The 12,165-nt window shown below is 68.1% G+C and carries 11 protein-coding genes and 4 pseudogenes; 8 read left to right on the top strand and 7 right to left on the bottom strand.

From position 1 onward, the window contains the following. Positions 1-361 precede the first annotated feature (361 nt). The gene (locus CCN42_RS19565) at positions 362-1,126 is read right to left on the bottom strand and encodes an ABC transporter permease (protein WP_086737434.1); all 765 of its coding nucleotides are present in this window, start codon (positions 1,124-1,126) and stop codon (positions 362-364) included. A 31-nt stretch (positions 1,127-1,157) separates the two neighbouring features. Beyond that, complete coding sequence (locus CCN42_RS19560) at positions 1,158-2,342, bottom strand: ABC transporter substrate-binding protein (protein ID WP_211294749.1); 1,185 nt, start codon at positions 2,340-2,342, stop codon at positions 1,158-1,160. A 115-nt stretch (positions 2,343-2,457) separates the two neighbouring features. Between CCN42_RS19560 and CCN42_RS19555 the strand changes: the two genes are divergently transcribed. Both CCN42_RS19555 and CCN42_RS19550 read left to right on the top strand, forming a co-directional pair. Next, positions 2,458-3,243, top strand: a complete 786-nt coding sequence (locus tag CCN42_RS19555) for an ABC transporter ATP-binding protein (protein ID WP_086737430.1) — start codon at positions 2,458-2,460, stop codon at positions 3,241-3,243. Continuing rightward, a complete protein-coding gene (locus tag CCN42_RS19550; RefSeq protein WP_211294748.1) occupies positions 3,240-4,184 on the top strand; it encodes an LLM class F420-dependent oxidoreductase in 945 nt (314 codons plus the stop codon). The genes CCN42_RS19555 and CCN42_RS19550 overlap by 4 nt, the downstream gene beginning before the upstream one ends. 22 nt (positions 4,185-4,206) lie before the next feature. Here CCN42_RS19550 and CCN42_RS46165 read toward each other — a convergent pair. Continuing rightward, a pseudogene (locus CCN42_RS46165) lies at positions 4,207-4,355 on the bottom strand (IS701 family transposase); the annotation flags it as partial. 362 nt (positions 4,356-4,717) lie between these two features. Between CCN42_RS46165 and CCN42_RS44555 the strand changes: the two are divergent. The 6 genes and pseudogenes from CCN42_RS44555 (at position 4,718) to CCN42_RS19515 (ending at position 7,766) form a co-directional block, all read left to right on the top strand. Then, complete coding sequence (locus tag CCN42_RS44555) at positions 4,718-5,014, top strand: hypothetical protein (RefSeq protein ID WP_245877375.1); 297 nt, start codon at positions 4,718-4,720, stop codon at positions 5,012-5,014. Between the two features lie 220 nt (positions 5,015-5,234). Further along, positions 5,235-5,438 carry a hypothetical protein gene (locus CCN42_RS42600; protein WP_158102106.1) on the top strand — a complete coding sequence of 68 codons (204 nt, stop codon included), beginning with the start codon at positions 5,235-5,237 and terminating at the stop codon, positions 5,436-5,438. After that, positions 5,402-5,506: pseudogene (locus CCN42_RS44550) on the top strand (kinase); the annotation flags it as partial. The gene CCN42_RS42600 and the pseudogene CCN42_RS44550, both read left to right, overlap by 37 nt. Positions 5,507-5,802: 296 nt before the next feature. Continuing rightward, positions 5,803-6,408, top strand: a complete 606-nt coding sequence (locus tag CCN42_RS19525; RefSeq protein ID WP_086737428.1) for a dihydrofolate reductase family protein — start codon at positions 5,803-5,805, stop codon at positions 6,406-6,408. Positions 6,409-6,519: 111 nt separating this feature from the next. Further along, a pseudogene (locus tag CCN42_RS19520) lies at positions 6,520-7,316 on the top strand (IS5 family transposase). Between the two features lie 80 nt (positions 7,317-7,396). Further along, a pseudogene (locus CCN42_RS19515) lies at positions 7,397-7,766 on the top strand (ATP-binding protein). A gap of 106 nt (positions 7,767-7,872) precedes the next feature. Here CCN42_RS19515 and CCN42_RS19510 read toward each other — a convergent pair. The 4 genes from CCN42_RS19510 to tap all read right to left on the bottom strand — a co-directional run. Beyond that, entirely contained in the window at positions 7,873-8,805 is a 933-nt protein-coding gene (locus CCN42_RS19510; RefSeq protein ID WP_245877374.1) for a hypothetical protein, read from the bottom strand. Continuing rightward, the gene (locus tag CCN42_RS19505; protein WP_245877373.1) at positions 8,732-9,841 is read right to left on the bottom strand and encodes a MerR family DNA-binding transcriptional regulator; all 1,110 of its coding nucleotides are present in this window, start codon (positions 9,839-9,841) and stop codon (positions 8,732-8,734) included. The genes CCN42_RS19510 and CCN42_RS19505 overlap by 74 nt, the downstream gene beginning before the upstream one ends. Positions 9,842-10,019: 178 nt before the next feature. After that, positions 10,020-10,577 (bottom strand): telomere-protecting terminal protein Tpg, encoded by a 558-nt coding sequence (gene tpg, locus CCN42_RS19500; RefSeq protein ID WP_086737426.1) that lies wholly within the window; start codon positions 10,575-10,577, stop codon positions 10,020-10,022. A gap of 12 nt (positions 10,578-10,589) precedes the next feature. Continuing rightward, positions 10,590-12,165 (bottom strand): telomere-associated protein Tap (tap, locus tag CCN42_RS19495; RefSeq protein ID WP_086737425.1); only part of this gene is annotated, 1,576 nt, incomplete at its 5' end.

The raw sequence follows: 12,165 nt of genomic DNA, 5'->3' as shown, positions 1-12,165 counted from the left end.
CTGGAACAACGTCCACAGTTCTTCCGGCGCCATCCGCTCGACAAGTGCAGCAGTCACCACCCCAGACTGCCGCAAGATCACGCCAACTGAAATGACGTCTTAGGGCCGACCAGTTCGCGGCCGTCCTCGAGGACATCGCCGCCTACGGACTGCCTGGCCCCGAACAGCGCACCCTCTGGGAGATCCTGCGCGAGCAGCATCTGGCAGGCTCGCCCAGCAGAGGCCGGCCGTCGCCTGATGTCTCCTCACCCGCGCGGCCGCCGTGCCCGGGTCGCGTTCTCCGACGAGGCCGCCAAGCAGCTCGAAGCCATCACGGACGAGGCGGAGCTCCACGCCCTGGACCACGTCAAAGCCCCGTACGTCATTCGTGCCAGGTGGTGTCCCTGACCCAGGGCAGTGCGAACCGTTCCAACAACACCAAGGCAAAGTAGAGAAGGATGCTCATCAACCCGATCAGGATGATCGCGGCCCATGCGGTGGCGGTGTCGCCCACCCCGCCGGCTTGCACGATCAGATAGCCCAGCCCAGCCTCACCGGCCTGGAACTCGCCGATGACCGCACCAATCGCGGCGAGCGGCATGGCCACCTTCAGCCCAACGAAGATCTGCGGCAGCGCGGCGGGAAACCGTACCTTCCGGAATGCCTGCCAGCGAGAGGCATCCAGCGAGTGCGCCAACTCGGCCAGGTCCGCCGGGGTCGAGGTCAGGCCGGTCGCGGTGGACAGCACGATCGGGAAGAAGCAGAGCAGGAAGACCATGGTCAGGACCGGCTTCTGTCCCCATCCGAGCGCCCCCACCAACAGGGGGCCGAGCGCGATCTTCGGAACCGCGTTGACGGCTACCAGCAGCGGCGTGAACATGCGCTCCAGTACCCGCGAGGCGGCCAGCGACAGTCCGATCAGAACTCCGCAGGCGCTGGACAGAACGAATCCGACCACCGTCTCCACCGTAGTGTCGCCGGTGTGTTCCAGGAACCGGGCCGGGGTAGCGGTGAACGCCGAGAGCACAGCACCCGGCGGAGGCAGTACCGCCGGGTGGATCACCTCCAGCGCCGATGTGAGAAGCCACCACACGCCGATCGCGACCAGCAGCCCGGCCACCGGCAGCAGCCCGACGCCGACGCCCATCCCGCGACGTGGACCGGCTCCTGGCACGGGCTCAGGCCTTCGGCACCAAGCCGAAGTCGATGATCTGCTCAGGGGTCAACTCCTTCGGCAGCGCGCCCGCGTCTTCCAGAATCCTGATGCCCCTCGCCACCCGCCCGGAGTCCAGCGTTCCGATCGTCGTGACGGAACCGTCTTTCGGAGTGACGTACGCGGCCATCAACTCCAACTCGGCTGCCGCAGCGCCCGGATTCGTGGTGTCCACGTGCCGCCTCAAGATCTCGGAGGCTTCCTTCGAGTGGGCCAGGCTGTACTCCAGACCCTTGAGCAGGGCGGCGGTGAACCGCCGCACCATCTGCGGATCCTGCTCGGCGATCTTCTTGGACGTGATCAGTACGTTCCCGTACAGGTCGGGAATCACGTCGCTGTACGGCAGCAGCACGGCCTTCTTCTTCGTCACCGCCTCGATGGTCGGCTTGCCCACCACGAACTGGCCGATACCGTCCACCGAGCCGCCGGCGAGGGTACCCATCAGGGTCTGCGCCTCGCCATTGACCCAGGTCACCTTGTCGGCGTCCACGCCGGCCAGCCGGGCGTACGTCGGGAAGAGGTTGCGTACGACGGAGCCGGGCGTGTCGGCCAGCCGTTTGCCTTCGAGGTCCTTCGGTGTGGCGATGCCGTTGCCCTCGGTGGTGGCGATCGCGGCCATGGTGTGCTGCTGGATGGCGGCCACCGCGACGAAGCCCTTCGACTGGCCGTTGCCCATGTGCAGCAGACCTCCCGTCAGGTCGATCGGGCCGAACTGCGCCTGGCCGCTGACGACGGCCGGGATCACACCGCCGGTGCCCTGCCCCGGCCTGATCCTCACGTCGAAGCCAGCCTCTTCGAAGAACCCCTTGTCCTTCGCGACCCAGGCGTATGCGTCCCGGCCGAAGCTGCCGAAGGAGGTCAGGTAGGTCACCTTCTTCAGCGCCTTGCCGTCGTCACCGGCTTCCGCGTCGGAATCCGAGCCGCCGCAGCCCGCCATCAGCGCCAGCGCGGTGGTCAGGGCTGCCGCGGTGACCGTACGGGCGAACCGGATCATGCGCACAGTGTTGTCCTTTCCGGCCGCCGAACGCGTCGGCGGAGGGGCGTCGAGACAGACGAGACGGAACGGCGGCACAGAGCTGCCGAGGGCATGACACGTGGTGCAGGCAACAGCGTACGAGGGATGGGTAGTTGTGGGCCAGGTGTATGTCATTGGGGCATGCCTCGACCGGACGACAGGTACCGCCTACCGACCTGCTGCGGGTAGCCTGATCGGGCGGCAGGACCCGGCCGGCACGACGATTGCCCGTGGATGGGGAGACCGCCGGATGATCAGACTCACCGGTGTGTCCCGAAGCTTCACCAGCCGGTCCGGCTCGACCTCGGCGCTCCAGGACATCGGCCTTCACATCGCCGAGAGCGAGTTCGTGGCGGTGGTGGGCCGGTCCGGGTGCGGCAAGTCCACGCTGCTCCGGCTGATCGCCGGTCTCCTGCCGGTCACCGAGGGCGAGATCACCATCGGCGGCGAGCGGGTCACGGGAGCCCGGCGCGATGTCGCCATGCTGTTCCAGCGGCCGGCCCTGCTGCCCTGGCGGTCCGTTCTCGACAATGTCCTGCTGCCCGTGGAGATCTTCGGGTGGAACAAGGCGAAGCACCGCGAGCGGGCATACCGGCTGCTGGAGACGGCCGGACTGAACGGCTTCGAGAAACACCGGCCGCACGAACTGTCCGGCGGTATGCAGCAGCGTGTCGCGCTGTGCCGGTCGCTCATGGGCGAGCCACGGGTGCTGCTCATGGACGAGCCGTTCTCCGCACTCGACGCACTGACCCGCGCGGACCTCGCCGTGGAGCTGCAACGCATCCACCTCGGGAACTCCTCCACCGTCGTCTTCGTCACCCACTCGATAGACGAGGCCGTGCTGCTCGCCGACCGGGTGGTGGTGCTCACCCCGCGCCCAGGCCGGATCCGCAAGATCGTCGACATCGCCATACCTCGGCCGAGGACGCTGGGCCGAACCGCGCACCTGAGCGAAGTGGCCCGGTGCAGCGCCGATCTGCAGGAACTGCTGATGGAACGGGACCTGTCCGGGACGGCCGAAACGGAGCAGCGATGAGCCTGCGGATCTGCGTCTTCACCGAGCCGCACCGCGGCGCCGACTACGAGGATCAGCGGCGCCTCGCACAACTCGTCGAGGCCGGCGGATTCGAAGGCTTCTTCAGGGCCGATCACTATCAGACGATGGGTGCAGATCCCGGCCTGCCCGGCCCCACCGACGCCTGGCTCACGCTCGGCGCGCTCGCCCGGGAGACCTCCAGGATCCGGCTGGGCACCCTGGTCACCTCGGCCACCTTCCGGCTGCCGGGGCCCCTCGCCGTGATGGTGGCGCAGGTGGACCGCATGAGCGGGGGGCGGGTCGAACTGGGCCTCGGTGCGGGATGGTACGAACGGGAACACACCTCGTACGGCATCCCGTTCCCGCCCGCGCCGGAGCGCTTCGATCGGCTGGAGGAGCAGCTGGCGGTGATCACCGGCCTGTGGCGGACACCGGTCGGCGAGAGCTTCAGCTATCGCGGTGACCACTACCAGCTCGTCGACGCGCCCGCCCTCCCGAAGCCCGTGCAGGTGCCGGGGCCGCCCATCATCGTGGGGGGCCGCGGCCCCAAGCGCACCCCGGAGTTGGCGGCCCGGTACGCCGATGAGTTCAACATGCCTTTCAAGTCGGTGGCCGAGACCGCCCGCGCGTACCGACGGGTTGCCGAGGCGTGCGATCGGACCGGGCGGGCCGACGCCGGCCGGCCACCACTGGTGCTGTCGGCCGGTGTCGTGGCGGCCATCGGTCGTACGGACGCGGAAGTGCGACGGAGGGCCGCCCCGCTCCACGCCAAGAGCGCGTTGCCGCCGGAGGATGCGGTGGTAGGATCACCGGCCCAACTCGTCGCACAACTCGGTGAGTTCGCCGCGATCGGCACGACCCGTATCCATCTGCGGCTGATCGACTTCAATGACCTCGACCACCTGGAACTCATCGCCGGTGAGGTGCTCCCGCAGTTGTAGAGCGTGAAAGCCACGACACGCTGCCGTGCCGAGGTGCCGCTTGGCCCAGCAGACCGCGGACATAGTCCCGCATCCGCCACCGTAGATCCGCCCGTCCAGACCGGCCCGCCACCCGTCAATCACCGACTCCAATTCCGCAGCCCAGCAACTGACTTCAGTTATCCCCTCCATGCCATGACAACGACAACCGCCAGCTCAGGACACGAACCGCTGCTGGAGTACTAAGTTCTTGTCCTGTGGAACCTGCGCTCGCTTCCACACCAAGCGCGAAGGGTTTCGAAAGGGCTGATCGGTGTTCGCGTCGGCGAGGCAGCAGGTCATGATGTGGCACATCGACCAGCAGACGCGGGAGGCGGACGAGGCGGTGCGGTGCTCGTAGTCATCGGACCAGACGCCGGTGCAGTATCAGGATCCCGTAGGTCTGCTCGACCCTCCACCGCTTCGGCTACGGCAGGAATCCCTGGTGGCCAGGGTCGCGTCCGACGATCTCAACGTCGAAGCCCAGGCCGGCGCCGTGGTCAACGACCTGTTTCTTGACGCGTGCCGCCGTGGACGAAGGCGTCCTCGCCGAGGGCGGCGCCGTGGCAGCCGTCGTCATCAATGCCGCCCGCGAGGCCGTATGGGTCTGCTACTTCAACGACGGTACGTGCGCGCCGGAAGAGATCACCCTGCCCGAGGTCCTGTTGAACGTCCCGGCCCCGGGCGAAGACGGGCACAGCGACTGGCACTACCGGCGGGAGCAGCACATCACCCATCTGCTCCGACCGGAGTCGGCCGCAGCCTCCGGTCACGGCTCGGGCCCGGCCCTCCAGTGGCAGGGCCGGGCGTGAGAGCTGTACAGACGGCGTTTCAGCGGGTCTCGGCGTTCCCCTGCGGCCGCACCGCCGTGTTGAGCGTGGGATTGGTGTCGCTCTTCTTGGCGGTTCCGATCATCATCGTGTTGGTGAAGGCGTCGACGAAGTCCGGCCGGGGCTCCCGGGGCGGTGCTGCGCGCGGCCCGGCCCCGGGGCGTCAGCGGTCGATAGGGAGCACCTGGTCCAGGCCGCTCTCGTGCAGGATCTGCTGGATGGTGTCGTCGAGGATGCTTGCCGCGTCGACAACGGTCTCCAGACCGTCGGGCAGCAGGTCCTTCTTTCGGTACCAGTCCCGCAGGTGGCCCTCGGTGACGTGCTCAAGGTACTCGACATCGGGTTTCGTCGCGTGCCGCAGCAGCGTCGGAAGGCATCCTGTACGCCGACCGCTACGGCACGATGATCCAGGACCTGGTGCGCGCCCACCGTGTCGTCACACGGTGCTACTACCTCGACGTGCCCTACACGGATTGGACGCAGGAAGGCTTCATGCTGAGGAATCGCATAGATCGTCAGGGCCGATCGCCGGCGGGCTGAGCTGGGGCTTTGAGAGAACTCAAACCGCAGCCCCCGATCGCGTGCGAATCATTACCCAACTGTATGCATAGCGCATCATGTAGGGCTCCAGGCCCTCCGAAGCGGTGCCGCTCCGCCGAACTGTTCAGTTGCAGCGTCATGGGTTTTCTCATCACTCCACAGCGCGGCAGATGAGTTTGTGGCTCCCGGCCGGTCCAAGCTCGTGACACACCCTAGGAAAGGACACCACCATGTCGGAGCTTCTCGTCGACTTCATCACCTCCCTCGACGGCTACGCATCGGGAGAGGGTTGGCCCGGGTTCTGGGGCCTCGAGGGCCCGGAGTACCTCGCATGGCTCGGCGAGCAGCCCGAGGCCACCTACCTGATGGGAGCGAACACCTACCGCCTGATGTCGGGCTTCGCCGCAGGTGAGGTCCCGAATGGCCAAGACGAGTTCAGACCCGAAGAAGAGGCGTCCGTCGAAGAGCTCACGCAAGCGTCCAAGGTGGTGTTCTCCTCCTCACTCGAGGAGCCACTGACGTGGGCCAACTCCACGCTCGTCCGCGACGACGCCGTCGAGGCGGTCCGCGCCATGAAGTCGAGTGGCTCGGGGCTCCTCAGCACGATCGGCAGCCTCAGCCTGTGCCGGTCCCTGCTACGAGCCGGACTCGTCGACCGCTTCCGGGTCGTGATGTTCCCGGTGATCACCGGGGCCACTGGCGCAGAACGCATCTACGACGGCTATCCGGACGTTGCCCTCGAGATGATCGAGCACCGCACCTTCGACGGCCGCATCCAGCTGGTCGAGTACAAGCCCCGCGTGCTCGAGCACCCGCCGCTCGGCGTTCCTGCGTGACGTCGCCCCGTCCGCCGGTCCGGACGGCCGCCAGGCCGGCACCGGCGGGCGCGGAGCAAGACCTCAACAACCCATCTCATTTGGCGTGATCGGTAGTGTGCCGGGGTGGGGATTGTTGAGCGGCTGGTGCCGGATGAGCTGTGGGAGTTGTTCCAGCGAGTGGTGCCGGAGGCGCCGCCCCGTCCGCAAGGTGGTGGCCGGCGCCGGCACGGAGACCGGGAAGTGCTGGCCGCGATCGTGTTCGTGGCGACATCGGGCTGCACGTGGCAGCAGTTGCCGTCTGCCTCGTTCGGGTCATCGGGAGCCACAGCTCACCGCCGGTTCACGGAGTGGCCGGCGGCCAGGGTGTGGGCGAAGCTCCACCGCCTGTTCCTCGACGAACTCGGTTCCCGCGGCGAGCTGGACTGGTCCCGCTGCGCGATCGACTCCGTGAACATGCGAGCGTTGAAAAGGGGGACCTGACGGGCCCGAATCCTGTCGACCGGGGCAAGTACGATCGAAGATCCACTTGATCACCGAGCGGACCGGTCTGCCCTGTCCGTCGGCGTCTCCGGGGCCAACGTCCACGACGGCCAGGCCCTGATACCACTGGTGCAGGGCATACCGCCGATCCGCTCCCGCTGCGGCCGACGGCGACGCAGGCCCGCCAAGCTCCACGCAGACAAGGGCTACGACTACCACCACCTGCGGCGATGGCTACGCGCCGGGGCATCACACCCCGGATCTCCCGGAAAGGAACCGACTCCAGCCAGCGGCTGGGCCGACACCGCTGGACAATCGAACGCACCATGGCCTGGCTCGCCGGATGCCGCCGCCTCCACCGACGCTACGAGCGCAAAGCCAGCCACTTCCTGGCCTTCACCAGCATCGCCTGCACCCTCATCTGCTACCGCCGACTTGCCAATTGAGATGACCTGTATAAGGCACCCACGGCGCAGGCAAGACGACGGCCAGTGCGCTCGTCCAGCAGCTGATCCCGGACTCCCGGGTGTTCGACGCCGAGGAAGTCGGCGAGACACTCATGGACATCCGTGCAGGACTGCCCACGACGGACAACTTCCAGCACGGCCGCCCTGGCGGCCCCTCGTGGTCGAAACCGCCCGACGCATGCCAATGACCGTCCTGGTCGAGCAGTACTGGCGTGAGATCAGCTCGGGCCTGCCGACCAGGACACCCTCCGCGCGCGCATCGCGGGCGACATCGTTCTCGGCCCCAATTCCCCGTTCCGTCTCCAATACCTCGAGCCCTACGCCGAGGTGGTCCGAACGTGGCTGCACGCCGAGGCCGAGGTCATCGACACCACGCACCTCACCCCCGCCCAGGCCGCCCAGCAGATCGCAGAGGCCGTCAAGAGTTGAGACGACCTTCCGGCGCCGCACCGCGCAGGTGACAACGAGGTCACAAGCCCTGACTCGGCAGCATTCCTGTCCCCGTCTGCAGGAGGGTGTGTGGCAGGCCGACAGTTCACTGGATCAGGTCTCTGTGTGGGTGTTCGGGGGAGGTCGGGCAGACGTAGATCTGCATGTTGTCCGTGCTGCCTACTTCTACCCTCGTCGGCTGCGAGGGGTACTGTCCCGGGCCACGAGAGCCAGCGAGGGCGGTAGCTTGCTCTTCCTGCGGCGCCCAGCTGTGACCTTCACCGCCGTCCCACTCCCGGGAAGCAATCGTCAGCAGCGGGACCATCTGCACCCCGCACACACCGCAGTGCCGGGGGTTCGGGTCGGTACGGCCCCAAGGGGGCCAGCCACCGACCTTCCAGCCGGGTGCGTTGCCCAGATGAATGGAATAGAACTCGCGCGGATACCGCGCGTAGGAGCTGTCCACGTCGGCACCGGCCGCCTGCCACCTGTTCCAGTCCTCCAGCATCCGTTGCAACCCCGGGCTCAGATCCAGGCTGTTGGGGTACTCGGTGATCGCTTCTGGCGCCAGCACGCACGGCTCTGGCACATAACCCGGATAGTCCGCCTCGTACGGTTCCGGCGGTGTGGCGAGGATGTCGCCGACCTCTGCGGCCGACCGCCAGAACAGCGCGGTCGACGGCTTGTAGTCCGGTTCGTGTTCGTACGGACACCAGAGAACCTGAAGCAGATCGGCCTGCCCGGGCGGCCGCAACAGGGGTATGTCACGCAGGAACAGCTGAGCCACGGGCAACAGCGGGACCGGGCATTCGGCGGGCCAGGGAGGGCCGGCGTCGAGCCGTTCAGCGAGTCGCGCGGCAGCGCGTTCCTTGAGCGCTTCCTCCTCGGGTGTGTACGCGGGAGGCCGGTCATCAGGGCGCCACCGGGACTGCAAGCGTCTCTGGAGCCGCACTTCGGTCAGTGACTCACGAAATCCAGTGTCCACGTGCAGGTGCACGTCTTTGCAGTGCGGCCACGGCTCCCCTGCCGGCCACAGCAACGGCCCACCGACCGAGCTGTCCCTGACCGTAGGCGACCCCGGACGTGGATGCAACCGGATGGCAGGTCGCGCCAACGGGGCCAGCTCGGGGAAGACCGCGGTCACTTGGACGGGCCGCGGCGGAGTAGTACGTACGAAAACCATGCCGGTGATCCTGCCACCAGCCACCGACAGTCCACTGGCGGTACACCGTCTGCCCGTTGGCCTCGAACGTCGGGAGCTTCAGCGCGTCTGCGAGCGTGAGCAGGGGGTCGGAGAGCATCGGGTAGGGCAGGTGCAGGCGGTCCACGAGCGCCTGCTGGTAGTCGGCCCGGTCCGAGGACAGGGCAAGGACGCGATCGATGCCTTCGGCCCGGAGTGCATCCAGGTGGTCGCGGGAGCTGCACGCCTCCTGGCTGCACCCGCGGGCGCCCGGGATGTCGTGCCAGCCCTCCGACATGTCGGCGGCCGGGTCTCCGGTCAGCGGGTAGAAGAAGAGCACCCAGCGGCCCTCGGAGACTGCGTCCAGGCGTATGTCGCTGCCGTCCGTGCCGGTGAACGACAGAGCGGGGAGCATACGGCCCGGAAGGTGGGCGGCGGCGCCGTCGTCCACCGGGACCGGCAGGCCGGAAGGCAGGGGGTCGGCCTTGGGCAGCATGTTGTCGGGCTCCTTGAACGGGTCGGTGGTGGAGGGGAAACCTCGCCGGGCCGCCGCGTCCCGGCGGCGGATCAGCTCGTCCCGGCCAAGGGCCAGCCGGGCGACGAGAAGGTCGAGCGCCTCAATCTTCTGCTGGTAGGCGGCCAGGGACTCTGCGCAGTGGTCGCCTTCCTCGTGGCCCGCGCGCAGGCACGCGAGAAACGGCCTGGTCTCCATCGGACTGAGGCCGAGCGCCCCAGGGCTGCGGATCTCCTCCCCCAACCGGACGTCCTCCGCGCTGTAGTCGCGGTAGCCGTTGGTCGCACGGCCGGGGTGGAGCAGACCGCAGTCCTCGTAATAGCGCAGCGCCTTGATCGTTACGCCGGCAGCTGCGGCCGCCTCGCCTGCACGCGTGTGCACCTCCTCGTCGCAGCAGAACGTCTGAACCCGGCCCTTGGGGGACGGGTCAAGTCGGTCCTCCAGAACGGCGCCCACCACTCACCCGCTGGAACGCTCAGCGCTGTCAGCTCACCCGCTCAGCCGCCACATCGGACGCTCAGCCACAGGGTCAGGAGCTCACGGCTGTTCGGCGCGTTTGCTATAGCTCGAACTCCAGGTGCTCGATGTCCGTGAACCGGACCTCCTCCAGGCTCCCGGCGCGGCGGCCGCCGTCCTGGAAATACACCTCCTTGAGTCCCTCGGCCGCGATCTGCTGGAGCTGTTGATCGGTGGCGCCGGCCTGCTGGGCGTCGAAGAGTCGGGCGGCGTACTGCGGCGGCAGGGCGACGGTCAGGTGCCGGACACGGGCGTCGTCGGTCGTGCCGACAGGTGCCGTGTAGCCGATCCGGGCCTGGGTGTCGATGACAATGCCGTCGGTCGTCGCCGCCCTCTCCCGTGCCCTGGCACGGATCTGCGGCTGCCATCGCTTCTTCACCTCGCGCTCCAATCGTGCAGCGAGTTCGGGGCGCGGTCTCTTGATCTGGTCCTTCACGTACCGTTCGACGGTGCGCTGGGAGATGCGCAGCATCTGGGCGACCGCCTTCGTGGACTTGAGCTGTTTGACCAGGTATCGCATCTGTGCGGGCGCGCTCTTGGGCGCCGGGCGGGTGAACGCCTTCTGCACCGCTGCTTCGAGGCCGTCGCCGAACAGGCTCATCGTCGCCCTCTCCTACTCTCCGTTGTCGGCGTCGGTGACGGTGCCGTCCTTGATGTAGCGGGCGAGGTTGAGCTCTGGGGCGTTGAACCGCTCGCGGACCTCCTCGCCCCACAGGACGGTCTGGGTGCCTTCGTGTTTGACCAGGCCGGGGTTGATGCCGAGCTTGAAGCCGCCGGGCAGCGGCTTGCCGTCCCGGTAGGGCAGGAAGTCCAGCGGTGTGGTGCCGTTGGCGGCGTAGACGACGCAGTCGGAGAGGATCGCGACCGGGTACTGCCCGGTGAACGCCGCGTGCTTGACGATCTTGCGGTGGAGGTTGATGCGGGTGCGTGAGATGACCGCCGCCCGGATGTCCGGCCGCCACGTCGGACGGGACAGTGCCTGCCACGGCTCGCCGGGCCGCCAGCCCTCCCCACGCGGGCGCTCGCGCAGCTTGCCGATGCCGCCCTTGACGGTGGCTTTGATCGCCGAGACGACGATCGCCAGGTTCGGGTCGCGGTTCTTGTAGCCGTCCATTGCGGCGAGGAAGTCGGCCGGCGCGAGGTCGGCGTCGACGCCGAGGTCGGCCATCGTGGCGAGGTAGGCGTCGCGCAGCCGGTTGTACCAGCCGTCCAGGTAGCGTCCGTTGTCGTACCGGACGTACGCCTCGATCGGCGTGACGTCGTATCCGAGCTCGACCGCGTACGCGACGGTGGGCGTGGCGTACCAGGCCGGGCCCTCGGGCCGCTCGCCCTTCGGCGTGAACGGGCTGGGCAGCAGACTGCTGTCCATCTGCACCCACTCCTTGCCGACCTTGACCCGGGAGAGGTCGACGTGGGACAGGTCTACCAGCCAGGAGCCCGGGAGCTTCGGGTCGAATACCGGGTTCTTGACGTGGGTGGGCGCGCCGAGGCCGACGACGAGGCCGTTGGCGCCGGCGGCGAAGGCCATGTTCACGTCGATGCCTACGAGGTGCCGCAGGGTGCATTCGGCATCGGTCATCGGCCGGGCCCAGTCGTAGGCCTCCTCGAACAGCTTCTCCGCCGGGCCGCGGACGTGGAAGCGTGGCAGGTCTTTCAGGAGCGGGTGTCCGTCGGGGGCCTCGCACGGGGCGCAGTCCACCGGGTCCTTGCCCAGCGAGCCGGGGTTGTGTTCGGAGTGCCGCTTCCCCGTCGCGTCGGGCTCGGAGGCGCGGGTCGGCGGGTGCAGCGCGGTCATCAGCTCCAGGCCGGTCACGGCCGTGGAGCCGCGTGGCGTCATCACCCGCGACGCGTAAACGCCCAGGGCTCGGGCGAGGTCCGCCGGCGGCAGCTGTGTGGCGTTGCCCCAGTGTCGGGAGTCGAGCGCATTCCAGGAGGGGATGCACAGCTGGACGCAGGCTCGCTCCGAGCCGGTGGCGGGGCGGTAGATTCGGGCCCAAGGACCGAGCCCTCGCTTGGTGAGCTTCCAGTCGGCGCGGGTCAACTGCTTGACGACCTTGTGGCTCTCCGGGATCCGTCCGGCGAGCCGTTCCTCGTCGGTGAGGGTGACCGGCAGGCCGTAGCGCTTCAGTGCAGCCTCGGTGAGGACGAGCAGCGGATCGGCGTCCTTGCCCGGGCCGGACAGCTTCGGC

Source organism: Streptomyces glaucescens (genome assembly GCF_002154375.1).
In the GTDB taxonomy this organism is placed as follows: Bacteria; Actinomycetota; Actinomycetes; order Streptomycetales; family Streptomycetaceae; genus Streptomyces; species Streptomyces glaucescens.
This window is presented reverse-complemented; position numbering and strand designations above follow the sequence as displayed.